Origin of the sequence: Asaia sp. BMEF1, from assembly GCF_051628905.1 — a bacterium.
In the GTDB taxonomy this organism is placed as follows: domain Bacteria; phylum Pseudomonadota; class Alphaproteobacteria; order Acetobacterales; family Acetobacteraceae; genus Asaia.
Window position 1 is genome coordinate 1120786 of the sequence record NZ_CP157575.1, and the last position, 26714, is coordinate 1147499.

Here is a 26714-nt window from a genome sequence, read left to right on the forward strand (position 1 = left end):
ATGCAAACAACGATCTGTTTGCCATGACACTGTTTCCTTTCCTGTTCACCCCTCTGTTTTAAGTCGCGACAGCCGACTCAAAAAGAAATATCCGGAATTCGCCTAATCCAATGATTCAAAACAAATAATCTCCAAAATTCTTTCATTGCCACCCGCAATTACGCGCCGCTAATATCGTTTTTTATCCAGGAGGATCGTACTTGAGGAATGTCGTAATCGGTTTTTTAGGTACGTCGCTCGATCAGACGCGCCGAAGCTGGCGCCCGAGCCTTCAGCTCTGCTCGCAGCCCGGTTTTCCACTCGCGCGTTTCGAGTTGCTCTACGACCCGCAATACGAAAAACTCGCCAGAAGTCTCACTCAGGACATCAAGGCTGAATCACCCGATACCGAGACATTGCTCGTCGAACTGCCTCTCGAAAACCCATGGGATTTTCAGGAGGTTTACGGAAAGCTCTATGATTTCGCCGAGAATTATGGCTTCGATGAAGATCGTGAGCGTTATCATGTCCATCTGACGACCGGCACGCATGTCGCGCAGATCTGCTGGTTTCTGCTCAGCGAAAGCCGCCACATTCCGGCGGCGCTTCTTCAAAGCGTTCCGCCCTACAAAACCGACACCGAGCGTGGCAGAATCGACATTATCGATCTCGATCTGGCGCGTTACAACGCCCTTCAGCATCGCTTCGAGGCGACGGCACGAGTCTATTCGGGGCGGTTGCGCGGCAATATCGACACCAAGAACCCTCCCTTCCTGTCCCTCATCGACAGAATGGAGCAAGTCGCCTCTCTATCGGATGAACCGATATTGCTCGTCGGTGAGACAGGCACCGGCAAGACTACGCTCGCCACACGCCTGCACGAGCTCAAACTACAGCGTCGACGTCTCAAGGGCAGGCTCGTCACCGTCAATTGTGCAGGCCTGCAAGGGCCTCATGCTCTGGCATCGCTTTTTGGACAGAGGCGCAATGTGGCAGGTTTGGCCGGAACCGAACGTGCCGGGTTCATCAGCGAAGCCAATGGCGGCATGCTTTTTCTGGATAATATCGACTGCCTGCCTCAGGCCGAACAAGGGCTGCTTCTTGATGCCGTCGAGAGCGGCACTTTCTATCCGCTCGGCTCCGATACGGCTCTCAGCAGCCGCTTTCACCTCGTTGCGGCTACAAGACACCCCGTCGCCGAACTGGCGCGTAACCAGCTGCTTCGCCCCGATCTCCTGACGAGGCTCATGCTCTGGGTCTTCCCGCTGCCAGCTCTACGCTCTCGACCTGAAGACATGGAAGCGGAGATCGCGCATGAACTGGAAAAAGCCGAAAAGCGTCTTTCCCTCAAAATCGGCCTGAACAAGGATGCACAGGGCCGCTATCTGCGCTTCGCCCGTGATGCAGGATCACTCTGGCCCGGCAATTATCGCGATCTCGGCGCATCGATCACCCGGCTCTGCACCCTGGCCGAGCGCGGACGTATCACGCTGCCCATGGTCGACACCGAGATCGCGCTTCTGCAAGAGCAATGGTACACTCTTGCTCTGGAGCCCGATCAGGCGGTGCTTGCCTCCTGCTGCGAGGCACCGGAGACCATCGACCCGTTCGACCGGGCACAACTCGCTTCGGTGATCAGGACATGCCGCTCATCCGCGTCTCTTTCTGCCGCCGGTCGTCAACTTTTTGCCGTATCGCGACAGAGCAAGACCAGCCAGAACGACTCAGACCGACTCAGGAAATATCTTGCCCGTTTCGATCTGGACTGGGAGCGGGTCACAAAGAGCGGCTGACATCCACACCGTCAGGCCCCGCAGGATGACGTCTCCAGCGCAGGGGCAGCAAAGCGCCTGTTTTGCAGGACTGGCAGGTCACGTCGCGCTTTTTGCAACTGAGCAAGGTCGAGCGTCTCGATCACCAACCCCGGTGACACACCGCGAGCCGCAATGACCACGCCCAGCGGGTCGATGATCATGCTGTTGCCGATATTCTGCGGACCGCATTCTCCGGCACCCAACACAAAGCAGGTATTTTCGAGTGCACGCGCCGCCAGCATGATTTCCCAGTGGCGCTCCTTTCCCGGCCCGCGCAGCCAGGCCGCGGGGACCACAATGATATCGGCCCCTGCAAGCGCCAGATAACGCGCAATCTCGGGAAAGCGTACATCGTAGCAGGTCATGAATCCGATCTTCATGTCGTCCAGCGTCAAAACCGGAGGCAATTCGTGACCCGGCGCGATCAGTCGCGATTCCCGCATGGCGAAAGCGTCGTAAAGATGCAGCTTCCGATAACACGCGATAAGAGTGCCATCCTGCATCACCACAAGCGTGTTATGAAACCGCCCTGCCCCATCGGGCACATTGACGCAAAATGCGAGCATGATGCCCTCGCTTGCGGGAAGCAGGCCCGAGACAAAAGGGCCATCCAGTGGCTGCGCGGTGCGCAGCACATGGTCCGGGTCCGAAGGGTCTCGTGCGAGTATGCCCTCCGGCAGCACGACGAGCCGCGCACCGCCTGCCTTGGCATCGGCGATCTGCGAGAGGCAGAGCGCCAGATTGTCCTCCCACGAGGTCGATATCGCCAGTTGTCCGAGCGCCACGCGCATGAGCACCCTCCCCTCTTCCTGTCGTCAACGATGCTAGACGCTGTGTCTTCGCGCTCCAATCGTTTTCTGTTCGGAACAAGTATTTATGAATATTTTATCTGACATAAAAACAATAAAACGTAAAAATTATTGATTCTTCCGTATTAGACAGAAATCATAAAAATAACCGTGAGGATCGCAACCATACCGACCTGAGCGTCGATAGAAGTAAATGGTTGGCTAGCGGCTCTCTTCCTTACCTTCTTCCGGGGAATGCGAGGGGATCTGGCTCGATAAGCTGAGAGAGATCTTTTTTCTCTCAATGCCTCAGGAGATAAAGATCATGTCCTCGCGTCTGAAGGCGGGCCTGCTCGCGACAGCGCTCTGCGCCCTCCCCCTTTCGAGCTATGCCGAAGCCAGATCTGCACTCGACGCGCGCGTCGATGCCGCACTCGCCAAGCTGGGTCGCGCGCAACTCGAGGCGCTGATCGTCACCCATATTCCCGAACTAATGCAGGATCCTGCTGCAGCTGGCGACGCGCAGCATTCCGCAGCCTGGTCGCCCGCCATGCCTGAACACGGCATTGCCGCCATTACCGAAACGGATGGCACGATCGGCGTCGGCGCACGCATTCAGGATACGCGCTATGAGAGCACGGCCTATCCGGCGGCCCTTGCCAGCGCTGCGTCGTGGAATCCCGCCCTGCTCGAAGCGCTCGGTCGCTCAGTAGGGCGCGATGCGCGAGATCGCGGATTCAATATCCTGCTCTCGGGCGGTACAAATCTGACACGCGACCCGCGTGGCGGCCGCAACTTTGAGTATTTTGGCGAAGATCCGCTTCTTGTCGGTCGCCTTGCCGGATTTTATGCAAAGGGCGCGCAATCGAATCATATCGTCGCGACCATCAAGCATTTCGCACTCAACGATTACGAAACAGGCCGCACGCAATATGATGTGTCGATTCCACGCGATGCCGCGATGGAATCCGATCTGCTCGCCTTTAATATCGCCCTGCGCATCGGCAAGCCTGGCGCGGTCATGTGCGCCTATAACATGGTATGGGGCTCCTATAGCTGCGAGAGCAAGCCGCTTCTGAACGATATCCTGCGTCGCCAGTGGCATTATCCCGGCTATGTCATGTCCGATTGGGGCGCCGTCCACAGCACGAAGAACTCGGTCGAAGCCGGACTGAATCAGGAATCGGGTGCTGAGATCGACACCGCCATCGGGCTCGGTGGCACGGGCATGTTGCAGGATTCGCCCGTCTCGGCAGAGGCCACCAAGCGCATCGCCGCTGCCATCAAGGATGGCACATTATTCGCCCAGGCGTTTTACGCCCCCAAACAGCTCGATTCCGTCGTGTCTGACGACGCGCTACGCGCCATGGCGCGCCCCATACTCTACGGCCTGTTCTCCACCGGGGCGGAGCAGCCCATCGAGAAGAAGCCGGTCGATCAGGCCGCAGGCTACAAGACGGCGCTCGAGGCCGCACAACAGGGGATCGTTCTGCTCAGGAACGAGCAGTCAGCTCTGCCTCTATCCAAAACGATCAAATCGATTGCCGTGATCGGCGGCCATGCCGATAAGGGCGTGATTTCAGGGGGGGGCTCGCCCACGGTTCTGCCCTTCGGTGGCAATGCAATCCCGCAAAAGGGGACGGAAATCATGTCTCAGCAGGTGTGGGACCCATCTCCGCCTCTCACTTTCATGCGCCGTCTGGCTCCGCAAGCCGCCATTTCCTTCACCGAGGAAACCGACCTGAAGCAAGCCGCGCAGGCGGCAAAAAAGGCTGATGCAGTCGTGCTGTTCATCGCTCAGTGGTCGACAGAGGGGCGTGACCGCGCCACGCTGGCTCTTACTGAAGCCCAGAACAGGCTGATCGCGACAGTTGCCCGCGCCAACCCGAATGTGACGGTCGTGCTCGAAACCGAAGGCCCGGTGCTGATGCCCTGGCTGGGTCAGGTGCGCGCCGTGGTTCAGGCCTGGTATCCCGGCATCGCCGGCGGTGAGGCCATCGCCCAGATCCTGTTCGGTGACGTCAATCCGTCGGGCCATCTGCCAATCAGCTTCCCGCTTTCTGCAAACGACCTGCCACGTCCGGCCCTACCGGTGGCACCGCCCCTCACCGAGGGCCGCCCTGCCACTTTCAGGATCGCCTATGATGAAGGCGCCGATGTCGGCTACCGCTGGTTCGCCCGCACCGACAAGAAGATGCAGTTCCCGTTCGGCCACGGCCTCTCTTACGCCCACTTCACCTATGACCATTTCGTCGTGACAACCGAACACACGCCCCTCGCCAAAGTGACCGTACGCAATGAGAGTGATCGCGATGGCAGCGATGTGGTCCAGCTTTATGCCGAGGGTCAGGGCATCGGGCGTCGTCTGGTTGGCTGGCAGCGAGTGATCGTGTCAGCCCATCAGAGCCGTGATGTGACGATTCCTGTCGATCTTCAGACCGTTGCCCGTTTTTCTGAGGGCGATAATCGCTGGCACGTCACGCCGGGCAGCTATCAGCTTCGCATCGCCCACTCCGCCAAGGATGAAGGCCTGACCAGCGCAGTCCTGCTTAAAAACACCACGATCACAGGCACCGAGCCTCTTCCGGAATAATCCCTGCGCAGTCTCTTCCGGTCGTTCTGGCCGGCAGAGACTGCCAGTGAAGCGCTCCTGAAGCCTGCCGACAGTTCTCAGCCCAGCCCTGCAGCCTCGAGTGACGCTGCAAGCTGCGCGATAAAATGCGTGCCGACGTCCCAGCCCGCGAGCTCCGCTGCTACGAGTACAGCCCCACCGATAGGGGGCAGGCCCGGCGCCTGGGGGGCACCGCACTCCTTAGCCAGCGCCTCGCGCAACATTGGATTGCGCATGGTGCCACCCGCATAACTCCATGGCAAAATCTGCCCGTTCAGCCTGTGACGCAGGGCGTGCACGTGACGTGCGAGAGCCTGAGCCGCCTGCGTGACGATATCGCGAGAGACCAGACAGCCTCCCTCGGCAAAGCGTCCGATATCTAAAGCCAAAGCTGCAACGCTGGGACGCACCTCATCGAGATTGGCATACCATTCCTGAAGAGCCGCACTGCAGAACGCTGTTTCCTCCGGCCATCCATGAAGGGCAGAAAAGCGCGAAACGAAGCCGCTCTCATTTTCTACCCGCCCATCCAGACATTGCGAAAACCGGGCTAATGCCAGACGACCAATCCAGTAGGCACTCCCCTCATCGCCGAACAAGCTACCCCAGCCACCAACACGGGCTGTCTCGCCATCCTCCCCCACGCCCCAGGCCATCGACCCCGTGCCCGAGAGCAGCAGAATGCCCGGCCGGTTCAGGAAAGCCCCTCGACAGGCCATATCGACGTCATTGTGAATGCTGTGAGGGGCCGGGCATAACGAGGCTAGGGTCTCTTCGAGCTCGCGACTCAGACGGCCACTTTCGCCAAAACCTGCCATACCGAAGGCCGCGGCGGCGAGATTTGCCTGCTGGTCCGCCATCAACCCGGCCACCACACTGCGCCAAACCGGCACATCGAAAGGATTCGATCCGCCTGCCTTGCGGCAAAGGGCGATTGTTGCATCCGGGCGCACGCGCAAGAGCAGTGTTTTCGTACCGCCACCGTCAATGGCGACTATCTCGGTTTTCCGCACGTTGGTTCCGTTTTTAAACCGTTGAAACGCGCCCGGAACTTCTCCGCGCGCGCGCATCGAGTCAAGCGTGGTCTCTCGACCTTCACGCCAGTGTCAGAACCCTGTCGAGAGTGAGACGAGCGCCGCGAAATTACCGCCGACGAGATAGATCGGCGAACCCGCCTTGGTCGTATTACCGTAAATTCCCGTTCGTGATCTGGTGCTGGTCACGAAACTTGCTGGCGCGGAGCGATAGAGATTATTGCCGACATTCACCAAATTGAGCTGAATCTTCGGCCCGCTCAGGTGAGGCACATGAGGCAATCTGTAGCCCAGAGTAATATCAGACAGCACATAGGCCGGCATGCGCTGATCATTCATGAAGCTGGAGAATTGCGAGCTGATATAGCGCAGGCTGAAATTGCCAAAAAACCGCTTGTTATCGTCATAGGCCAGCCCGACCGACGCCGTGACATGGGGCGTCGCCACCATGGTCTTACCCGCGGTGGGCAGGTAATCGATGACCGATTGCCCAGCTGCGTTGGTTGCCGAGACCGGCAGATTGTTATCGGTCGTTGCGTGCAGATATTGCGCCGAGACATAAGGACTGAAGTGATGCCAAGGCGTGAGACCAATCTCTCCCTGGATGCCACGTATGGTCTCACCGCCGACATTGATAGGCATGGAAACCAGCGTATTGGTGCCCGGAATATAGGACGTCGAGCTGACCTGGTGGTTGGTCAGATTCATGTTGAACGCGGAGACCTGAAAATGGATCAAGGTGCCGTTGTGCCGATAGCCGATTTCCTCGCCAATGCCGTATTCCCCTTTCAGATTTCCGGGCTGCGACGTCGCCCCAACGGAATTCGGATCGAAGATCTGACTATAGGCCTGCACCGAGGCAGGCGCGCGGAAGGACGTGGTACCATTGATGTAAATCTGATCCCTGGAGGTTAGAGAATAGCTGATCGCCACCTGCGGCAGCGGAGCAAAATAGTTGCGCACCGTTTTGTAGGGATCGGCGCCAGGCACGTCATTCGTGCCCTGACGCGACACCATGACGGTACGGAACCCGGCGCTGAGTGTGAGCTTGTCATCGAGAAGCTTCAGCGTATCGGCGATATAAAGCGCGTTAGTCTGCTGCATGAAGTTCAGATTATAGCCACTCAGCAGCGCGCCACCTGGCACCCTGATGCCATAGGCGCCGTAGGAATTGGCAGCCTTGCCCGAGAAATCGACCGTAGCGAACGTCGAGTGCTCCTCGTGCGTGGCATAGGAATACCAGTAGCCGCCTGACAACGTGTTGTGCCCGGTTGTCCAGTCGAGCGACGTATTGACCGCACCGACCTTCTGATTCCATGGATCCACAGCAACAGTCGTGACTTTGCCACCGGTGACATAAGGCTGGTTCAGGTTACCATAAACCTGCGTACCGAATGTGCCACCAGATGCAGGAATATTCTCCCCGCCCACGGCTGGGCCATGCTGATGCACAAAATAAGGCGTAACGCTAAGCTTGAGACCGCGAGCCAGAGTGAAGTGGGTCGGCACCACAACATCGAGGGAATTCAGATTGCTCAATTGCAGCTTGTAGTAACTGGCATCGCCCGGCGTATAATGATCGCTATAGCTCAGCCCCTCGCCCCATTGCTTCCATTGGGCAGCTGTGGGCGAACGGAAAGGAGTCTGTTCCTGGCGGTTATAGCCGAACACGGCGGTGACCGAATTACCGTCGCCCCATTCTTTCAGAAATTTCGCATCGACATGGTAGCGCTTGAGTCCACCCGGGCCGCGCCAGTTATTATTGGATTGATGAGAAAATGACACAAAGCCTCGAATGCCCGAATGGCCGATATCGCCCGTATCGAGACGCAGAAATTCCTTGTTGGCACTCTTATTGCCACCCATCAGATTGATGAACCCGCCATATTTGTGAGACGGGTTCAGCGCCGTTGCCGAAATCTGGCCACCCACCGCGTTGAATGTCGGCGCGTTCAAATCTGGCGACCCTTGAGATACGGTGACCGACCCGAGATTTTCGGTATCGACCAGCATGGCCGTGTAGGGTTCGTAATTGATGGGATCCGCCAGAGGAGCCCCTTCGAATAGATAGCCGATCTGGCTCTGATTCATGCCGCGCATGGTAATGTTGTCGCCAGCCGTCGCAAGAGGGCTCTGATTGGCATAAACAACTCCAGGAAGATTGGCGATCATTGAAGAGATATTGCCTGTTGGGGCCTGCTTGGCGATGAAATCGCGCGTCACACCGCTCTGCGACCGTGGCGCGGTCTGCTTCGGCATAAGGCCTCCGCCCGGCGTCGTGTTGCTGGTGCCATCGGCGTGCCGCCCTGCTGCCTTGACGGAGATTTCCTCCGCCTGCGGATTAGCCCCCAGCACGGATCCTTCGGTAGCACTGCCGGATTTAGTCCGGGACGAAACAGGCTTGTGATCGCCTTTTGCGGGAGAAGCAGCAAATGCCGATAAATTGCCTGCCATGCAGTTCATTGCGATTGCGGAACAGAATAAAAAGAGATCACGTCTCAGATGTCGCATGGTCAACTCCCGCCGGTTGGGCTTCGATTTGGTTGAGACGTGGAGTCAGCGGAAAATCTTGTTTTTACCGCCTTATTCCACCGTATTGGGGGACGTTAGACGGCACGTTTCGCTATCGCAATTGTTTATTCGTGAAATTAAGTGATTTCCAATAATTTCAGCTATTTTTCGCTGATTGAGCCAACATCCGTCACGATACGGTGTTCAGTTAAGGTGTTTTATTTAATTTAACTCGATAAACTAATAGAGGTTTTTTAAATGGGCACGACGCTATCGCGCGCCGGTGGTTTTATTCCGTCACCTCTTACAGGATCATGCCCTCTCATGCGTCTCATCATCATGCCAGACCCGCATTCCGCCACACGACTCGCCGCGAATGAAATCGCTTCGTTGATGACCGCACGCAACAGCCCTGTGCTTGGATTGGCAACAGGTCGGACGATGGAAGGAGTTTATCGCGACCTGTGCGTGATGCACCGCGAAGAAGGGCTCGATTTCTCAACCACGACGAGCTTCAATCTGGACGAATATGCCGGACTGAGTGCCGACGACCGCCGTTCTTATCATCACTACATGAATTCACTGCTCTTCAATCACGTGAACATCAGGCTGAGCGCCGCACACCTCCCCGCGGGAGACGCCTCGGATCTCGACGCGGAATGCACGGCATATGAAAAACTTATCGAGACCAGCGGAGGTATCGATCTGCAACTGCTTGGCATCGGCGATACAGGACATATAGGTTTCAATGAGCCCCCTTCCCCGTTCGATAGCCGCACACGCTGCGTCGCACTCAACCGGAAGACGCGCATCCAGAACGGGGGCATGTTCGGCGGCAATCCTGACAATGTTCCGACACACGCACTCACCATGGGAGTCGGCACCATTCTTGAAGCCCGCCATCTTCTGCTTCTGGCGCTGGGAAAATCAAAGGCTGCGATCGTCGCCAAGGCGCTCGAAGGCGCAGTCGGACCTGAGGTGAGTGCCTCGGCCATTCGGCTTCACCCCCAATGCACGGTAATTCTCGATGCGGAAAGCGCTTCCACGCTCAGCGTAGAGACACGCAGTCAGGCACTCTATCAGGAAAGTCAGGACTGATCACTCGGGCTCCAGACAGGAACGACACCGACGGGGCATCGGAGTCAAAATCACTCCGATGCAGACCGGTTATTTTGCGACCGAGACCAGCGACCTGATACCGGGAACAATCGCGATGAGCAGTCCGCCGGGCGGCTGCGCCATATGATTCGAGGCTTCGTGATCGGCACTCGCCGCGTAGGCCTTGTCCTGCTCCGCCAGAAGGGCATCGGCATGATCGTGCCATGCCCGCCCTTTTTCGCCCGGCTGCAGAGCGTCCAGGCCGAGCCTTGACAGAGCAGCGATCTGCCTGGAAATCGGCTTGACTTCATTCACGCAATCCGGCCCGGGCAGCGCCTGAAACGCGACATCGTTAGCCTCATAACGCGTCAGTTTCTCCTGCAACGATGCCGCGACACTCCCGTCACCCGCGGCATAACGGGCTGCCAGCGCGTTGAACGTATTACCCTCGAAACTATCGGCAGAGGCGATGGCGGCTGGCGAGAGGAGAATAGCCTCTCCCTTGCGATCTGCCAGACGGTTAATCGCGTAATTGCGCACCGGCACGGTCAACGCGACAAGCTGAGTCAGGGGCACGATGTTTTGCGGCGTCAAACGAGCGATCATGCGCGCCTGATGGTCCGACGCCTGAAGACCGAAATGCTCGAGCGTGTTCAACACCTCAGGCAAGCGCCGATTGAGCGCATCCGTATCAATGACCGATTGAGGCGACCAGAACCGCTCCGCGATAGCCGCTGAACGCGGCCAGAGCCTCTCATCGACCATTTCATCCGAGACAATCTCGGTCCATAGCGGGGCCTCCCCCCCGAGCACGAGTTTTTTCTGTGCGTTATCGAGAGGCGGTGCGTTCGGATCGCGCATGAATGCCTCATTCACCGGTTTTTCATCCTTGCCGGGCACCCGGAAGGCCAGACCATCCGCACGCGTGTCGTAAGGATCGACCGCATAATGCTTCGATGAGGGTGTCAGCAGATCGAGGTAATAGCCCGACGAAACCACAACCGGATGGCCGAGCCTCGTCGCCGTTCCAACCCATTTAGAACTGCGCCAGGCCTCGACCACCACATTTTTCGGAATAGGCGCCTCGCTGACCTCATCCCACCCCATCATGATTTTGCCATCGGCACTCAGGATCTTCTCGATCTCTGCCGTAAAAGCCGCCTGAAGCGCGGGCGCGTCGGCGAAACCATGGGCTTTCATATAAGCGGCAATCTGTGGATTATCGTTCCATTGGCGTGCCACAACCTCATCGCCGCCAGTGTGGAAATAGCGATCAGGGAAGAGCGCCGCCATCTCGCCAAAAAGCGTCCGGGCAAAGCCGAGCACCTTGTCGTTTGTTGGGTCCATGGCGGCCATATTCAGGTCAGGATGCTTCGTGCAATGGGTCGTCACGTCGTCGTTGCTCGAAGCAACTCGACAATCCTGCTGCCAGTCCTGCACCGTCGGCACCGGCTGCTGTGCCGCAAGATCGGGATAAGCGGTCAGGATAGCGAGCGTGTGGCCGGGCACGTCGAATTCAGGCACGATCCGTATGCCGCGATCGGCGGCATATGCGATGATCTCTTTTACCTGAGCCTGCGTGTAGTATCTGCTGTGCCCCCCGACCTGCTGCAGGAGCGGCAGGCGTTTGCTCTCCACGCGAAATCCCGTTCCGTCGCTCAGATGCCAGTGCATCACATTGAGCTTGGTCAACTCCATGGCGTCGAGCTGGCGTTTAAGCGTATCGAGCGACTGAAAGTGACGCGACACGTCGATCATCAGTCCGCGCCATTTAAATCGTGGCGCATCGACAATATGCCCCTGCATCAGAACCGGTACAGCGCCTTGCGTATCGATCATCTGCAAAAGCGTGGCGAAACCGTAAATTACCCCTGCAGGGCCATCGGCCGTCAGAACAATTTCTTTCGAGGACAGATCGAGCGTGTATCCTTCACGAGCATCGAGCGAAAGATAGGCCGGGTCTTCCCCCACTTTGATCCTGAGCACGACGCTGCCTTTAGTGGCCTTGGCGCCCGGAACAATACCGATCTGACCCAACCTTGCCTCAAAACGAGCAAGAGCCCGTTTCAGCAAAGGAGATGGTGCCTGCGCCCAAACCACTTTGGGCAGTGTCGCAAGACCTATCGTCTTTCCATTCAGTGTCGATTGCGCTGGCTGCGGCATGAATGCCGGCGTCAAAGGCACAGCTCGTGCCGTATTGGTAGCGGCACAGGAGAGTAGCAGCGCACTCAGTGCCAATCCGGAACGAAACACCACATTGGAATGGAACATCGGCTTGATCCTCGTTGTCCTGAATCGGTTATCAATGTTGGGCTGCGCGGATCGCATCGTATAGCAGGCCGATTTCCACCGGGGAGGTGACGGCGTGATCCACTGCGAATCCGAAATGAAGCAGGCGTTCATCCTGCACCGCTGATTTTCTGCGGCAAGAGGCATGAAAGGACTTCACGCCAGATATTTTAGAAAGTGTAGTAACTTTATCAGGACGAACAAAGCCCCCTGCCATGATATCGATGCGCCCCGCCGCGCGCTCGCGCAGCGCGCGCAGCATTTCGACACCATCCGGCGCTCTCGGTGTCAGTCCTGACGTGAGAATACGCTCAAAGCCCAGCGCAATCGCCTCCTCAAGCGCCTCAAACGGATCGGGCACAAGGTCGAAAACACGGTGCAGCTGGCGACGCATAGGTCCGCAGGCCTTGGAAAGACGCTCCAGCATGGCCACATCGAGCCGCGAGTCAGGCAGGGCCGCGCCGAGCACCACGCCTGCCAGTCCCGCCTCACGCAGAACAGTAATATCGCAAAGCATCTGCTCCTCTTCAGCAGAAGAGAACACAAAATCCCCGGCGCGCGGCCTGACCATCGCAAATACCGGTACGCGCGATCTTCTGGCTAGGGCAATCAACCCGGGTGACGGTGTCAGCCCCCCCAAACCCAGCCCCGCGCAAAGTTCAATGCGCGCTACGCAATCGAGCTGGGCCGCAAAGAGGCCTTGTGCCTCATCGACGCAGATTTCCAGGCTGATTTCCTCGGACGACCGGGGCGCTGCGCTTCGGCTCATCAATCCAGCTTCCTGATCTCAGAGGCTGGTATTGCCAAACAGAAAGCGCTGCGCTGCAAGACTTGCCGCCCCCGTCGCAAAATCATTGGGATACAGAGGGCCGAGAACCAGCTCGGTCTCGTAGCTTTCACGACGCAGCACATGCGCCTCTACCGCCTGCCTGAGCGCCCTTGCAAACACACTTTCCACAAGATGGGGGTCCAATCTGACGACTATTCGCAAAGGGTCTATGAGCTGGATGATCTGCGAGAGCGACACACCAAGCGCTGTTCCGGCCCGGTGGAGTATGGCCAATGCCTCCGGCTGGCCCTCGGTAGCGAGGTCGACAATCTGCTCTATCTCACCCGGCAAACCTGCCCGACGCGCCGCTCCCAGAATAGCGGGAAGAGCAGCGACTGTCTCCAGGCAACCACGATTGCCGCAACGGCACGGCAGAGCCTCACCGTCGATTGCGATGGGGGAATGCGAAATCTCACCTGCTCCCCCATGGTGACCTCTGTGCAAACGTCGATTGATGATGTGAGCACCGCCTATGCCCTCACTGACAAAAACGAGACTGAAATCCGTGAATTCCCCAGAATTGCCGAAAAGCTGCTCACCGATAACCAGCGCATTGGCATCATTCTCAACGAAAACCGGCAAACCGGTCATCGCAGCGAGCCGCCGACCGATATCGATATCCTTCCAGCCAAGTGTGGCAGACGCCACACAGACCTGACTGTTACCCGATACAATCCCCGCGATCACAACTCCGATCCCGGCAAGCTCACCAATTCCTTCAGGATAATCGTCCCGAATTTGCTTCACTGCCCCTGCCATGGCTTCGAGACAGACCTCAACATCGGTGACGAGGGGCATCTTGAAGCTTCTGTGTACTCCGCCATGCGGATCCGTCAGCACCACATGTGCCGGATCCGCCTGCAGTGAAATTCCTATAAAACTGGCGGCATCTTGGCGCAGCCCCAGCATAATGGCTGGGCGACCGAAACCGAAGACACGCTCGCGCTCGTCGAGGATATTCTTTTCGATCAGCTCCCTCACCAGCGCCGTAACGCTGGCCTTGCTGAGATTGAGAATCCGGGCAAGATCGGTACGGCTTTGCGGGCCAGAACGGCTGAGCACACTCAATATTCGATGGTGGCCTGTCGAAAACATTATTTATTTCATTTGCTAAATTAAATAGAACAACTCTACGCTTTCATCCTGCGCCCGAAAAGCGCGCTACCCGAAGCAATCCTGCAGCGTTTTGGCTCAGGAGTCAGATTTCATACTAGCGACACGTGCGTTAACCTGTCCATAAGCCCAAGTGAGAAAAGCGAATGCTGCACTATCCCATGCAGTCAACAGACGTAATATCTTCAGGGAAGATTATGAAATAATTAAATTAACTCATCTGAATTAAATATCCGACTCAGAATCAAGAATAAAATATAATCGAAGGTACACGATGCCAACGAGGACAAATCTCACTGCTCCGACCCTGCTCTGCGCCGATATCGGCGGATCCCACATGCGCCTTGCCTGGATCGATGACGATCTGAACGTCATTGAGCGCAGGCAGATCTCAACGCCCAGTCACGATCTGGACCGTTTTATAGAGTCGTTTGCGGAACTTGTCCGTGAATCGCACCGTCCTGTTACGGCCGCCCATCTTTCGCTTGCCGGTTTGCAGGATCCCGTGACGGCACGATGCATCGCTGCGAATATACCCTGTATCAACGACGTTTCTCTGGCCCCTCTGATGAGCAAGAAACTTGGTTTACCGGTACGGATCGCAAACGATGCCGATTGCTTCACGCTTGCCGAAGCCAGAGCGGGAGCCGCCAAAGGTCATGATAACGTGTTCGGCATCATTCTCGGAACGGGCGTGGGCGGCGGTCTCGTTCAGCAAGGCAATCTTGTCGTCGGGAGACAGGGGCTCACCGGCGAATGGGGGCATGGCCCTTTCCTGCGCCGTGGTGATCGGGATTATCCTTATCTTCCCTGCGGATGTGGCCAATCGGGCTGCCTCGATACGATTGGCGGCGCAAGGGGGCTCGAAAAACTTCATCTCTGGCTTTGTGGAGAGGCATGCTCCAGCCGCGATATCATCAACGGCTGGCTGTCGGAGAAATCTCCATATCATGCCACGGTGACACGCTATATCGACCTTCTTTCAGACGCTTTGGCTATTGTGATCAACATCACCGGCGCAAGCTGTGTTCCTGCAGGCGGCGGATTAAGCGCGGTTGAACAACTGGTCACGGCGCTGGACCAGGCTGTCCGCGAGAAGTGCCTCTACAACACAGATACTCCGATTATTGTGAGAGCAAAGCTCGGAGATGACGCTGGCCTGATCGGAGCATCCTACCTATAATACACATAGTTTATTTTCTGAAATAATAAACCTAGTCTGTTTGAGGACTTGCGCATCATGCTTAAGGTCACCTGTACCCAGAACAAAATGGTCGGCCCCTACGGTTATTCTGCGCTGGCTGTCGCCGCGTTGATCTTTTTCGCGATGGGCTTTGTCACCTGGCTGAACGGCCCGCTCATTTCATTCGTGCGCGTTGCTTTCTCATTGAGTGAGTTCAGCGCCTTCTTCATTCCGCTCGCGTTTTATTTCTCCTTTTTCCTGTTTTCGATCCCGACCTCGCTGATTGCAAGCAAGCTCGGCCTGAAAAAAGGCCTCACGCTTTCGGTGCTCGTCTCTGCGCTCGGCGTTGCCGTCTTCGGACAGTTCGTTGCCTGGCGCATCTATCCGGGGGCGCTTACGGGCTTACTGATCCTCGGCGCCGGTATTTCTCTCATGCAGGTCGTGATCAACCCGCTTGTCAGCCTGCTCGGGCCGCCCGAGCGTGCCGCCCAGCGCATTTCGATCATGGGCATCTGCAACAAGACCGCAGGCATTCTCGCGCCGATCGTGCTCGGGCTGCTGGTGATGCGCAATATCGGCGCCGTCGCCGAAAAGGCGCAATCGGCGACTGATCCTGCCGTGCGCGAAGCGCTGCTCAATAATTTCGTTCAGGCACTCTATGCGCCCTATCTCGGCATGGCCGGGATACTGGTTCTGATCGCCATCGTCGTGGCCTTCGCCCCCTTGCCCAACCTCGAAGCGCCCGTCATCACGTCCGGGGAAGGCTCGCAGCATCGCTTCTTCAAGCCGCATCTCGTTTTCGGCTTTATCGCCATGTTCCTGTATGTCGGCATCGAGGTCATGGCAGGCGATGCCATCGGCACCTACGGTCAGGGCTTCGGCCTGCCGCTGGACGAAACGAAGTTCTTCACCGCCCTCACCCTCACCGGCATGCTGCTGGGCTATATCATGGGGTTCATTATCGTGCCGCGCTTTTTCAAACAGGAAGTCTATATGCAGATTTCCTGTGCGGTGGGGTGTGTCCTGACGATTCTGGCCTTGCTGACCCAGGGTTATGCCTCGGTGTTCTGCGTGGCCCTTCTCGGCGTCACCAATGCCATGATCATGCCGACCATTTTCCCCATCGCCATTCGCGGCGCCGGTCACATGACGGCAATGGCCTCGGCTGTGATGGTCATGTCCTATAGCGGCGGCGCCATCGTGCCGCAGTTCTATGTCTGGCTCAAACCCGCCTTCGGGTTCCAGGGCATGTTCGCCATGATCGTCATCCCTGCCTATCTGGTCATCATGGCTTATTCCCGTCGTTACGGCCGCGTCGGACTGGCCGAACAGGACTGATTTCATGACACAGACACTAACGGGCCAGATCGTTCTGGCCGATCGCCTCCTCCCCGGCACCGTTTATTTCGACAGTCATATCCGCGAGATCGAGGCGGGAGAGACGTCACAGCAGGACTATATCCTGCCGGGCTTTATCGATGGCCATGTGCATGGCGGCGACGGCGCGGACACGATGGATGGTGCTGAAGCCATAAGACACCTTGCGCATTATCATATGCGCCATGGCACGACGACAATTCTGCCAACGACCATTACGCGTCCATGGGAAGATGTCGTCGCCGCCCTCAAGGCCGTTGCCAAGGTGATGAACGCCCCCGATGCCGAAGGGCCGCGCGTTCACGGGGCACATCTTGAGGGCCCTTTCGTCAGCCCTCACAAACTCGGTGCTCAGCCTCCCTTCGCCATTGCCCCTTCTCCTGAGAGAATTGCGGAAGTTCTTGCACTGAACTGTGTCAGGGTCGTTACTCTCGCCCCCGAACTCGATCACGCCGACACCGCCATTGCGAGTCTGGCTGAGGCCGGTGTGCGCATCAGCATCGGCCACACCATAGCCGATTACGAAACCACGATGGAGACGATCGCCACTATCTGCACCTGCGGCGGCATTGCCGGCGGCACGCATCTCTTCAACGCCATGTCTCCCATAGAAGGGCGCAAACCCGGGCCGGTCACGGCGCTGATGTGCCACGATGCGAGCTTTGCCGAGATGATCTTCGACACGCATCACGTCCATCCTGCCAGCTTCCGGCTCGCTTCGCGTCTGATGCGCAACCGGCTGCTTTTCGTCACCGATGCCATGCGCGGCGCTGGCCAGCCTGACGGCCCGAGCACATTGGGCGGCCAAGATGTCCTGATCGAAGGCGGGGTCGTCCGTTTGCCCAATGGCTCCCTCGCTGGAAGCGTGCTGAGCCTAGACCAGGCCCTGCGGAATGCCGTGGCCCATGGGGCGTCTCTTCCCGAGGCGAGCCGCCTGGTAAGCGGGAACGCCGCCGCTTATCTGGGGCTGACCGATCGTGGCGCCATCGAGACCGGCAGACTGGCCGACATGGTGGTGCTCGACCACACTCTCGCCGTGAAAGAAGTGTGGGTAGGAGGGCGCAAAACCTTCGCCCGCGCCTGAGATCGTTATAATACGATCAAACTTATCGCGTTTTTGTAACAACGTAACACGAAATTTTGTAGTCCTTATCCGTGTCCTCTCGTCATGACTTTCTGTTAATGCCGTCACCATCATCGGCGGTGCCTCTCGCAGATCCGTCAGAGAAGCACCCACCCTATGATTATCCGGACCAAAGGCTATTTGGATTGAGAAACGTGACGAGCAAACCTGACATGATGCCTATCAGAAACGCCAGCTCTCCTTCAGCGCCGATCGCCGAAACGCGGAAAAAGACACGACGCGGTCTGAGCGTTGCTTTTACACTGGCTCTTCTGGCAGCGACTCAGGTGCCCTCTGTCGCCATGGCGCAATCCGAGACGGCCAAGACGCTCGACAGCGATGGATACACCGCCATCGGTTTCCCTATTGCCGGTCAGGGCGCCGTGCCGATAGGGCCGCTCGTGCCGTCCCTCTACGGCAATCCGCATCTTTTTGGCGACTGGGGTGGCGCACAAAGCTGGATGCAAAAGCGGGGCATCTTCCTCAATATCGCGCTGAACGAAGAATATATGGGCAACGTGACCGGCGGTCGCACACGTGACAACGTGCTGGCGGGTCAGGTTGCCGCCGAACTCGATATCGACTGGCAAAAGCTCGCAGGATTTCAGGGCTTCTGGACCCATCTCTTAGTGGTCAACGGTCACGGGCGTAATTTCAGTTCGACACTTGGCGATTACGTCTCAAACCCTGAGCAGATCTATGGCTCACGGGGCAATGTCGTGGCCCATCTCGTCTCGATGTATGCTGACAAGACTTTTTTGCATGACCGCGTGATTCTCTCTGCCGGCGTCATCCCTACCGGGACGTTTTTCGATTTCGACGCGCTGGCCTGTAATTTCATGAATGTCAGCGTTTGCGGCAATTTCGCGCCGGGTAAATACGCGCCCGGCGGTCGCGACTGGCCGTCTGCCAATATCGGCGCGGTGCTTCGCGTGCGACCGACAGAGCGCACCTATATCATGGGCGGCCTGTTTGCCGTCAGCCCTCATGCCTTCAATGGCGGTGTTTCTGGCTGGGCACTGGCCCAGGATGGACTGGGTAAGCTCAGTTCGCAATTCGAAACCGGCTGGGACCCTGCCTTTGGAAAGGACAAACTACTCGGCCACTACAAAATCGGCTTCTATTACGATAATTCGCGCTATCCCAATCTCTATGAAGACCGCTATGGCGGATCGTATCAGGCCAGCGGGCTGGGCGCCCGCAAGGAATCCGGCATGTGGTCGAGCTGGGTCATGTTCGATCAGATGCTGGTCCGCAGCGGCAAAGGCATTGCAGACGGTCTGATCGTGATCGGTGGCGTCGGCTACGCCCAGGGCAATGTCGTGGCGATGCGCGATCATGAATGGATCGGCCTGCTGCAAAGCGGCACACCTTGGCACCGCCCGCTCGATCAGGTCGGCATCATGTTCCAGCACATGAATATGAGCCGCTCGATCCGCCTGCAACAGCAGTCCTCAGTGGCGCTTGGCCTGCCGTTTGTCTCCAACCAGTGGGGGAATGTCTATGGGGTACAGAACTGGGAGCAGGTTTACGAAGCCTTCTACAGCGTGCATCTCCTGCCCGCGACCGCGCTGCAATTCGATTTTCAGTATCTGCAGCATCCTGGCGCCACGACCACTTTCAAGGACGCCGCCATTCTGGGTGGCCAGTTGACGACCAATTTCTGACCCCTCTTCCGCCCCGGAAACTCCGGGGCGGGTCCGTGCTCTCAGGGCACCAGCGTCATCGTGTCGACATCGATCAGACCAAGATCGGTGATCTTGAGGTGAGGAATGACAGGCAAGGGCAGGAAAGCCAGTTGCAGGAACGGCTCTTCGAGCGTGCCGCCCATCTCCCCCACCGCCCGGCGCAGGGCTTCGAGATCGTCGCGCACCTTTTCGAAGGGCTGATCGCTCATCAGCCCAGCAATCGGCAAGCTGAGTTCGGCAATAATCTTCCCGCCCTCAACCGCCACAAAACCTCCGCCCAGTTCGGTCAGCCGCGACACGGCCAGCGCCATATCGGTATCGTCCATGCCAACCACGCAGAGATTATGGCTGTCATGCCCGACCGACGAGGCCAAAGCCCCCTCTTTCAGACCGAAACCTTGAACGAAACCGCGCCCGATATTGGCATTCTTCCCATGGCGGGCAATGACACAGATCTTGGCAATGTCCTGCGTCTCATCCGGCAAAACCCGACCATCGGCAGTCGGCAAATCGAAACGCCTGAATGCCGTGATGATCTGCCCCGGAATGATACCGATGACGGCGCGATGATCGCCTGCACCTTCGACGACCAGATCACGCTCGGTGATGGGCGCGGCCAATCTGATGGAACCGTAACCGGTAGGCAAAATAGTGTCACGGCTATCGAAAAGCGCATCATCGACCGGACGGCCCGCCGAAAGGACCTGTGCGACCTGACAGGTCTCCAGATCGTCGAGCAGAACGATATCGGCACGCATTCCCGGCGCGATCTGCCCCCTATCGCGCAAACCGAAAGCACGCGCTGCTGAGAGCGAGGCGGCGCGATAGGCAGCCAGCGGCTTCACTCCTAGGCCGATCGCCTTGCGGATGAGGAAATCTATATGACCCTCATGCGCTATTTCGAGCGGATTGCGATCGTCGGTGCAGAAAGCGAAGAACTGAGAGGTCTCAGGCGTCAGGAGCGGGGCGAGCGCCTCAAGATCCTTGCAGACAGAGCCTTCGCGAATAAGGATCGTCATGCCCTTGCGGATTTTTTCCAGCGCTTCCTCAGCCGCGGTAGCTTCGTGGTCTGTCGAAATACCGGCGGACAGATAGCCATTCAGCCTCTTGCCTCGGAGCAAAGGCGCATGGCCGTCGATATGCCCCCCGGCAAAAGCCGCGAGCTTGTCGAGGCAATCGGGCTGACCTGAGAGCACACCCGGGAAATTCATGAATTCGGCCAGACCGATGACTTTGGGGTGATCGCGATAGGCAACAAGAGATGCCGCATCGAGAATGGCACCCGATGTCTCTACCGGGGTCGCAGGGACGCAGCTCGACAGATTGACCCGCAAATCCATGATCGTGCGGGTAGCGCAGTCGAGAAAATAATCGAATGCTTCGCCGCCCAGAACATTAGCCATTTCATGCGGGTCGCAAACGGCGGTCGTGACGCCATGCGGCAGCACGCAGCGATCGAACTCGAAGGGCGTGATAAGAGAAGATTCAACATGCAGATGCGTGTCGATAAAGCCGGGCACGGCAATACGATTCTGACCGTCGATCTCACGCACACCCTGGTAGGAGTCAAGTGTACCGATAATTTGAGTACCGCAAATTGCGATATCACCGGGTAGCAAAGCGCCTGAAACCAAATCGAATAATCTAACGTTGCGTATCACGAGATCTGCAGGCTCTGTGCCGGCGCCCTGACGCACCCGCCGTTCGATCTCATCGTACATAGCTTTTTTCCTAAATAGAACGATGAGTGGGGATACTCATCGTTCACTCAACCTACGGGTGTCCATATAGGATAACTGCGCCGAGGAAATCGACAGGCTTTTAGCAGTCAAATGATTACTCCGTCGAAACCAACGTCACGCAGCTTTGAGTCTCTTCGGCAATTCGTAGAATACTTCATCAAAATTCTTTCCCTCAATGATGGCCTTGGCCATCTCGCGGAGAATCTCGATGTTTTTCCTAAGCCTCTCCGCGACCGCCTTGTCTGATTTGTCATCGAGAATCATGATCTGATGCGCGTATTCAATCATCGAACCGCGCAGATCGATATAGCGCGAAAGATCGTAATCATTTCTCACTGCCTCAGGCTTACGCAAATGGGCAGTCACCTCACCATGCACTTGAAAAAGTTCGTTGATTTCATTCGAGTATTTATCGAAAAATTCTATCTCGTCAATTTTCCCGTTCAGAAAAATTACGGGTAAAGACATAAAATAGAAACATGTGTCCCAGTTGGTTTTTACAAACAAGTAGTTCCAATTGCCAAAGTTTGGATATACACCCCGATTGGTATCAGCATAACTCGCATAAACCTCGGTCATAACCCGATTCACGAGAGGGATATTTTTCAATCCGTCAGGACGCGTGATCACATTAGTAATCATCGTATTCGCCAAGGCAATCAAATCAGTACCACTCGAATAGAGGGGATCTATGAATCCTGCGGCTTCCCCAGTCAATGCCCAGCCATCTGACGAAATATATTTACTCGCGATATAAGAATAATTTCGCATCATTCCAAAATCCAGAATATCGACAGAACGCTTATCAAGATAATTCTGAAGACGCGGCTCATTTTTAGAGAGCCAAATTCGAGAAAGAGGATAAGAACTCATATCAGAAATACTATGAACACTATTATCGAATACGATACCTATGCTCGTTACTTCTTCGTTTATCGGAATAATCCAGACCCAGTATCCATTACCCGCCAAGTGAGTTGTGCTACATCTGCGATCACGCGAGTCGCGAAACGGGTTACTCTCATCAGAAGAATGGATAAAATCGTTGATATCGATCTTGCCTCCCACACGAAACCAAACCGCAGAATGGTCTAGACCTGATTGTTTCTGCAATCCCAATTTTTTCATGAGAACGCGGCCGCGTCCAGATGCATCAATTACCCATCTTGACCGACACGTGCTAACGTTTCCGTTATGGTCCCTTATGGAGACAATTTGATACTCATCTTGTTTTTCACAATCTAGAACACGGCTGCTTTCTACCAATTTGACAGCCCCACCAAGCTTGTTACGCAAATGGTTTTCCAGCTTGCCTCGATCAATCTGAAAGGTCACATGCTGGGGGAAAATACCTACACCGATCTCGCGGTAGGGAGCCTCATCGATCAGGCTATCTGTCTGGATAAAGCGCATGGCCATCTTGCGCAGATGTTCGTCCTGCAAGTAATCCCGGCATCCGATGGTATCTGCAAGATAATAAGCACCAATCTCTATAGTAGACTCGCCAACCTTGTGGACATGCTCAGGACAGGGGAATTTGCGATTATGAACGATACAAATATCAAGTGTCGGGTCTTTATCTAGCAATTGCTTCGCCAGGGTTAGGCCAGCGAGTCCCGCGCCGATAATCAAAACGTCACAAGCAGCTTTTGGGAAGTTTTCAGACAAGATATTTACTCGATTTTTTTGAATACATTATGTTGCACCCTGCCTGAGGGCGGGTTCACAGTGTTTACCTAATCAAACATCCGCAAAAATCAAGAAAAAACTTCAGATTCATGATGCGGTTTATTTCATTACTACAGATATTAGGACACGCCTCCCAGCACGGCCATCGCTGTCTGTCTCCAACGAAACCTCAATTAACAAGATAACGGAGACGAGCCTGTCAATGACGAAGGCCACATGAACAAGCCCGCCAAAAGAGACTCACATTTCAAATGCGAGACCTAGAGCTGCCAGTGACTTACATCCGCCCACGGTGCCGGTAGGCACACCCTCTCGCCTGAGAATCTCAACCTTGCTTTTCCCGGCGCTTTTGCTCGACAGGTACAGCAAAGACACTGTCTCTCAAGCAACCGACATCAGCACCGATCACCGCGACAGGCACGCACCATGATGGGCGTCCTCGCTGGACTGGATCGTTCGCACGAGCATATAGGAAACGGTATGTGCGTCGTTACAGAATTCCATGACGACAAATGTCGGCAAGCACGCATCCATATCTGGATCACACATATCGACCAACGGGTTTTCTGCATGTTCCCCTTCCCTAAGAAAAGGTGAAGGACTATCTAGACAAATGAGAAGTGTTCTCAGGTGACCTTCGGGCCAGTTAATGTAGGCGTACTATCCCATGACTCTCGACACCCTCCCGAAGGGATCCTACGCAGTGATCAGTCAGGTGGTCCCTCGTATGGATAACGACCCGATAGCTATGCGTCTTGGTGAGCTCGGCTTCATACCGGGTGCGCCGGTCGAGATCGTGGCGACCGGCCCTGTCGGCCATGATCCAATCGCCGTGCGTCTGGGTTCCACCTGTTTCGCCCTTCGCCGTGGCGAAGCCTCGCGCATTACGCTCAAACACGATCTCTGAAGCCGTATGAATGCTGTTACCCCGCCGGAAACGGCCACAAAACCGTTAAGGGCTGCCCTCGTCGGCAATCCCAATTGCGGCAAGACCTCGCTTTTCAACCAGTTAACCGGCAGCCGGCAGAAAGTCGCCAACTATGCCGGCGTGACGGTTGAACGCAAGGAAGGGCGGTTTACCACCCCCCGGGGCCGCGCTGTCAGACTGCTCGACCTCCCCGGCGCCTATAGCCTGAGCGCCACCAGCCCCGATGAAGATGTCACGCGCGACGTCTGCACAGGGCGTCACGCGGTCGAGAAGCAGCCCGATCTGATCATCTGCGTCGTTTCCGCCAGCAATCTGCGCCTGCATCTGCGTTTTCTGCTCGAACTGGTCCAGCTCGGTCGGCCCATGCTGGTCGTGCTCAACATGATGGACGAAGCCGCCCGTATCGGTCTCAAGATCGACGTCCTCGGCCTCGCTGCGGCCATTGGCGTGCCGATCATACCGACCATCAGCCTACGCAAGAGCGGTGTGACCCATTTGCTCGACGCGCTTGAAAAGCCCGAATTCCAGCTGCCCCCTGCCCTGCCCGAGGGCGTGGATCTGCACGCGCAGGTCGGCACACTGATCGCAGGCTTCACCAATGAATCGTCGCTCAAGAGCGACAGAATGGCCGACAGGCTCGATCGCTGGTTTCTGCATCCTCTCTGGGGCCCGATCATCCTGCTGGTCGTGCTCTTCTTCATGTTCCAGACAGTCTTCGCCTGGGCGCAGCCGATCATGGACGCGCTCGAGGCGGGGATCACGTCGCTTGGCGAGATGATCGTCTCGCCCCTGCCTCAGGGGCTGCTTCGCAGTCTTCTGGCAGACGGGGTGATCGCAGGAGCGGGCACGGTCATCGTCTTCCTGCCTCAGATCCTGATCCTGTTCCTCTGGATCCTGACGCTCGAGGAAACCGGCTATCTCCCGCGCGCGGCCTTCCTGCTGGACCGTATCATGGCGCTCGCCGGGTTGAGCGGTCGCTCGTTCATTCCCCTTCTATCGAGCTTTGCCTGCGCCATTCCCGGCATCATGGCGGCGCGCACCATCCAGAACCCGCGCGACCGACTGGTAACGATCCTGATCGCGCCGCTCATGACCTGCTCGGCGCGGCTGCCCGTCTATACGCTGCTGATCGCCGCTTTCGTGCCGCATCGCACCGTGCTGGGTTTTCTGGGGTTACAGGGGCTGGTTCTGTTCGGTCTCTATCTCGTGGCCATCGTCAGCGGTATCATCGCGGCACGCCTCATGACACGTGGCGTGGAGTCTGACGAGCATCCTCTGATGCTGGAGTTGCCTCCCTATCGCACGCCAAATCTCAAAAGCGTGGCACTGGGTCTGTGGCAGCGCGCTGTCATGTTCCTGTCGCGGGTCGGCACCATCATCGTCTCGCTAAACGTTCTGCTCTGGGCGCTGTCGAGCTTTCCTTCGCCGCCCGCCAACGCGCCGGGAGCCGCCATCGATTACAGCCTGGCGGGCATGATCGGCCACTGGATGCTGCCAATCTTCGCCCCCATCGGCTTCAACTGGCAGATCTGCGTCTCGCTGATTCCAGGCCTTGCCGCACGAGAGGTCGCTGTCAGCGCGCTCGCCACCGTCTATGCGCTGGGCGCCAATGACGACACGGCGGCCAGCCAGCTCATGCCGCTGCTCAGCGCGCATTGGAGCATGGCAACGGCTTTCTCCCTGCTCGCCTGGTATGTGTACGCGCCGCAATGCATCTCGACCCTTGCCGTGATGCGTCGAGAGACGCGTTCACTCAAGGTCGTTCTGGGCGCCGCTGCCTATCTGTTCGGCCTTGCCTATGTGGCCGCGCTGCTTACCTATCATGTGACACGCGCCCTAACAGGAGCCTCCTCATGATCCAGAGTCTGATCGTCATCGCCCTCGTCGTGGTTGCCCTGCTCTTCTGGCTGAACAGACTTTTCCCCGTTCACGCAACACGCCTCAAGGCGCAGCTCGGCATTGCCCGGCAGACCGCGCCCGGCGGAGCGCCAAAGAAAGGTTGCAATGGCTGTGACGGCTGCAAGGGTGGCGGTTGCCATTAGGCCCCTCGCAATGCCCGGACTCTGCTAGGCGCTCCAGGCACAAATCGCGCGACACGGAGCTTGTGAGAGGGTAGCCTTGCCCGGTTCATCCGCGAGAGGCGATTTCGCGCGCGGCGACATGAACGGGCAGCCTCGCGAAGCTAGCCCGCTTCAGCCAGTCACTCCGCGCTATCGGCACGCTCTATGAAGTCGCGCACCTCGTGCAGATCTTTCATAATCGCATGAGCCTTGCCGATGATTTCCTCGTTCGGTGCCATGAGATCGGGAACCACGATCACCCGGATACCAGCCGCGTGAGCGGCGCGGGCGCCGTTATGGGAATCCTCTACCGCCAGACAATCGGCCGGGTCGATCCCGATTGCCGCAGCTGCCCTCAGATAAGGCTCAGGGTCGGGCTTGCCGCATGTCACGTCGTCCCGCGTCACGATGGCGTCGAAACGCTCATATAGACCGACATGACGCAGATGGGCATCGGTGCGGGCCCGGCTCGACGAGGTCGCAATGGCGCGCGGCAGTTTTCGGGCGTCGAGATAATCGAGAAGCGGCACGACGCCCTGTTTCATGATCAACCCACCCGCCTCAACCAGCTCGTGCATACGTTTGTCCTGCGCGCGGAACAGCGCTCCAAGGTCGACTTCCGGCCCGTAGGTTTCGACCACAAGGCGTGCGCAGGCATCGCCTGGGAGACCGATCATCTGACGGGCGAAACCGATCGGCATGTCATGACCCAGATCCCGCGCCGCCATGACGAACGCATCGAGAGAAAGCGTCTCGCTATCGAGCAGAACGCCATCCATATCGAACAGGATAGCGCGTATCGGGCCGGGTCCGGTCATGAAATTCCTCCTTGTGCCATCAGGATGCCGCCACAGAAAC

The 26714-nt window shown here is 57.2% G+C and carries 19 protein-coding genes; 10 read left to right on the forward strand and 9 right to left on the reverse strand.

Features of this window, described 5'->3' with window-relative positions; genetic code table 11:
* Positions 1-200: 200 nt before the first annotated feature.
* Positions 201-1772, forward strand: a complete 1572-nt coding sequence (locus tag ABHV46_RS04895) for an RNA repair transcriptional activator RtcR family protein (RefSeq protein WP_438383198.1) — start codon at positions 201-203, stop codon at positions 1770-1772.
* Between the two features lie 11 nt (positions 1773-1783).
* Here ABHV46_RS04895 and ABHV46_RS04900 read toward each other — a convergent pair whose 3' ends face one another.
* On the reverse strand, positions 1784-2584 hold the full coding sequence (locus ABHV46_RS04900) for a deaminated glutathione amidase (protein ID WP_438383202.1): 801 nt from the start codon (positions 2582-2584) through the stop codon (positions 1784-1786).
* A gap of 322 nt (positions 2585-2906) precedes the next feature.
* On the opposite strand from ABHV46_RS04900, the gene ABHV46_RS04905 reads away from it, so the two are divergent.
* Positions 2907-5174, forward strand: coding sequence for a beta-glucosidase (locus ABHV46_RS04905; RefSeq protein ID WP_438383205.1), 2268 nt, complete (start codon positions 2907-2909; stop codon positions 5172-5174).
* A 77-nt stretch (positions 5175-5251) separates the two neighbouring features.
* Here ABHV46_RS04905 and ABHV46_RS04910 read toward each other — a convergent pair whose 3' ends face one another.
* Positions 5252-6205, reverse strand: coding sequence for an N-acetylglucosamine kinase (locus ABHV46_RS04910; RefSeq protein WP_438383207.1), 954 nt, complete (start codon positions 6203-6205; stop codon positions 5252-5254).
* A gap of 93 nt (positions 6206-6298) precedes the next feature.
* Positions 6299-8680 (reverse strand): TonB-dependent receptor, encoded by a 2382-nt coding sequence (locus tag ABHV46_RS04915; RefSeq protein WP_438383209.1) that lies wholly within the window; start codon positions 8678-8680, stop codon positions 6299-6301.
* 381 nt (positions 8681-9061) lie between these two features.
* Between ABHV46_RS04915 and nagB the strand changes: the two genes are divergently transcribed.
* Positions 9062-9835: a glucosamine-6-phosphate deaminase gene (nagB, locus tag ABHV46_RS04920; protein ID WP_438383211.1), complete on the forward strand. Its 774-nt coding sequence runs from the start codon at positions 9062-9064 to the stop codon at positions 9833-9835.
* 69 nt (positions 9836-9904) lie between these two features.
* Here nagB and ABHV46_RS04925 read toward each other — a convergent pair whose 3' ends face one another.
* From ABHV46_RS04925 to ABHV46_RS04935, 3 genes are read right to left on the reverse strand one after another with little or no spacing between them, the layout of a single operon-like run.
* Complete coding sequence (locus ABHV46_RS04925) at positions 9905-12106, reverse strand: beta-N-acetylhexosaminidase (RefSeq protein WP_438383213.1); 2202 nt, start codon at positions 12104-12106, stop codon at positions 9905-9907.
* A 31-nt stretch (positions 12107-12137) separates the two neighbouring features.
* Positions 12138-12893 carry a copper homeostasis protein CutC gene (locus ABHV46_RS04930; protein WP_438383217.1) on the reverse strand — a complete coding sequence of 252 codons (756 nt, stop codon included), beginning with the start codon at positions 12891-12893 and terminating at the stop codon, positions 12138-12140.
* 18 nt (positions 12894-12911) lie between these two features.
* The gene (locus tag ABHV46_RS04935) at positions 12912-14015 is read right to left on the reverse strand and encodes an ROK family protein (RefSeq protein ID WP_438383220.1); all 1104 of its coding nucleotides are present in this window, start codon (positions 14013-14015) and stop codon (positions 12912-12914) included.
* A 325-nt stretch (positions 14016-14340) separates the two neighbouring features.
* Between ABHV46_RS04935 and ABHV46_RS04940 the strand changes: the two genes are divergently transcribed.
* The 4 genes from ABHV46_RS04940 (at position 14341) to ABHV46_RS04955 (ending at position 19416) form a co-directional block, all read left to right on the forward strand.
* Positions 14341-15249, forward strand: coding sequence for an ROK family protein (locus ABHV46_RS04940; protein WP_438383222.1), 909 nt, complete (start codon positions 14341-14343; stop codon positions 15247-15249).
* 57 nt (positions 15250-15306) lie between these two features.
* Entirely contained in the window at positions 15307-16587 is a 1281-nt protein-coding gene (gene gluP, locus ABHV46_RS04945; RefSeq protein ID WP_438383224.1) for a glucose/galactose MFS transporter, read from the forward strand.
* A gap of 4 nt (positions 16588-16591) precedes the next feature.
* Entirely contained in the window at positions 16592-17710 is a 1119-nt protein-coding gene (gene nagA / locus ABHV46_RS04950; RefSeq protein WP_438383226.1) for an N-acetylglucosamine-6-phosphate deacetylase, read from the forward strand.
* A 341-nt stretch (positions 17711-18051) separates the two neighbouring features.
* A complete protein-coding gene (locus ABHV46_RS04955) occupies positions 18052-19416 on the forward strand; it encodes a carbohydrate porin (protein ID WP_336945257.1) in 1365 nt (454 codons plus the stop codon).
* Positions 19417-19457: 41 nt separating this feature from the next.
* Here ABHV46_RS04955 and ade read toward each other — a convergent pair whose 3' ends face one another.
* Both ade and ABHV46_RS04965 read right to left on the reverse strand, forming a co-directional pair.
* On the reverse strand, positions 19458-21158 hold the full coding sequence (gene ade, locus ABHV46_RS04960) for an adenine deaminase (RefSeq protein WP_336944770.1): 1701 nt from the start codon (positions 21156-21158) through the stop codon (positions 19458-19460).
* Positions 21159-21293: 135 nt separating this feature from the next.
* On the reverse strand, positions 21294-22847 hold the full coding sequence (locus ABHV46_RS04965; protein ID WP_438383228.1) for an NAD(P)/FAD-dependent oxidoreductase: 1554 nt from the start codon (positions 22845-22847) through the stop codon (positions 21294-21296).
* Positions 22848-23535: 688 nt separating this feature from the next.
* On the opposite strand from ABHV46_RS04965, the gene ABHV46_RS04970 reads away from it, so the two are divergent.
* Genes ABHV46_RS04970 through ABHV46_RS04980 form a run of 3 tightly spaced genes read left to right on the forward strand, consistent with a single transcriptional unit; the run spans position 23536 to position 25838 of the window.
* Positions 23536-23775, forward strand: coding sequence for a FeoA family protein (locus tag ABHV46_RS04970; protein WP_438383230.1), 240 nt, complete (start codon positions 23536-23538; stop codon positions 23773-23775).
* A 6-nt stretch (positions 23776-23781) separates the two neighbouring features.
* Complete coding sequence (gene feoB / locus ABHV46_RS04975) at positions 23782-25653, forward strand: ferrous iron transporter B (protein ID WP_438383233.1); 1872 nt, start codon at positions 23782-23784, stop codon at positions 25651-25653.
* The gene (locus ABHV46_RS04980; RefSeq protein WP_438383235.1) at positions 25650-25838 is read left to right on the forward strand and encodes a hypothetical protein; all 189 of its coding nucleotides are present in this window, start codon (positions 25650-25652) and stop codon (positions 25836-25838) included. The genes feoB and ABHV46_RS04980 overlap by 4 nt, the downstream gene beginning before the upstream one ends.
* 158 nt (positions 25839-25996) lie before the next feature.
* On the opposite strand, the gene ABHV46_RS04985 is transcribed toward ABHV46_RS04980, so the two are convergent.
* Positions 25997-26674: an HAD family hydrolase gene (locus tag ABHV46_RS04985; protein WP_438383238.1), complete on the reverse strand. Its 678-nt coding sequence runs from the start codon at positions 26672-26674 to the stop codon at positions 25997-25999.
* Between the last annotated feature and the right edge of the window lie 40 nt (positions 26675-26714).

Bases quoted from the DNA above. Each gene is read 5' to 3' on its own strand.
- ABHV46_RS04925 (WP_438383213.1), bottom strand. From the start codon at position 12,106: ATGTTCCATTCCAATGTGGTGTTTCGTTCCGGATTGGCACTGAGTGCG.
- ABHV46_RS04970 (WP_438383230.1), top strand. From the start codon at position 23,536: ATGACTCTCGACACCCTCCCGAAGGGATCCTACGCAGTGATCAGTCAG.
- gluP (WP_438383224.1), top strand. From the start codon at position 15,307: ATGCTTAAGGTCACCTGTACCCAGAACAAAATGGTCGGCCCCTACGGT.
- ABHV46_RS04905 (WP_438383205.1), top strand. From the start codon at position 2,907: ATGTCCTCGCGTCTGAAGGCGGGCCTGCTCGCGACAGCGCTCTGCGCC.
- ABHV46_RS04915 (WP_438383209.1), bottom strand. From the start codon at position 8,680: ATGGCAGGCAATTTATCGGCATTTGCTGCTTCTCCCGCAAAAGGCGAT.
- ABHV46_RS04955 (WP_336945257.1), top strand. From the start codon at position 18,052: ATGGCGCAATCCGAGACGGCCAAGACGCTCGACAGCGATGGATACACC.
- ABHV46_RS04930 (WP_438383217.1), bottom strand. From the start codon at position 12,893: ATGAGCCGAAGCGCAGCGCCCCGGTCGTCCGAGGAAATCAGCCTGGAA.
- feoB (WP_438383233.1), top strand. From the start codon at position 23,782: ATGAATGCTGTTACCCCGCCGGAAACGGCCACAAAACCGTTAAGGGCT.
- nagB (WP_438383211.1), top strand. From the start codon at position 9,062: ATGCGTCTCATCATCATGCCAGACCCGCATTCCGCCACACGACTCGCC.
- nagA (WP_438383226.1), top strand. From the start codon at position 16,592: ATGACACAGACACTAACGGGCCAGATCGTTCTGGCCGATCGCCTCCTC.
- ABHV46_RS04985 (WP_438383238.1), bottom strand. From the start codon at position 26,674: ATGACCGGACCCGGCCCGATACGCGCTATCCTGTTCGATATGGATGGC.
- ABHV46_RS04900 (WP_438383202.1), bottom strand. From the start codon at position 2,584: ATGCGCGTGGCGCTCGGACAACTGGCGATATCGACCTCGTGGGAGGAC.
- ade (WP_336944770.1), bottom strand. From the start codon at position 21,158: ATGTACGATGAGATCGAACGGCGGGTGCGTCAGGGCGCCGGCACAGAG.
- ABHV46_RS04980 (WP_438383235.1), top strand. From the start codon at position 25,650: ATGATCCAGAGTCTGATCGTCATCGCCCTCGTCGTGGTTGCCCTGCTC.
- ABHV46_RS04940 (WP_438383222.1), top strand. From the start codon at position 14,341: ATGCCAACGAGGACAAATCTCACTGCTCCGACCCTGCTCTGCGCCGAT.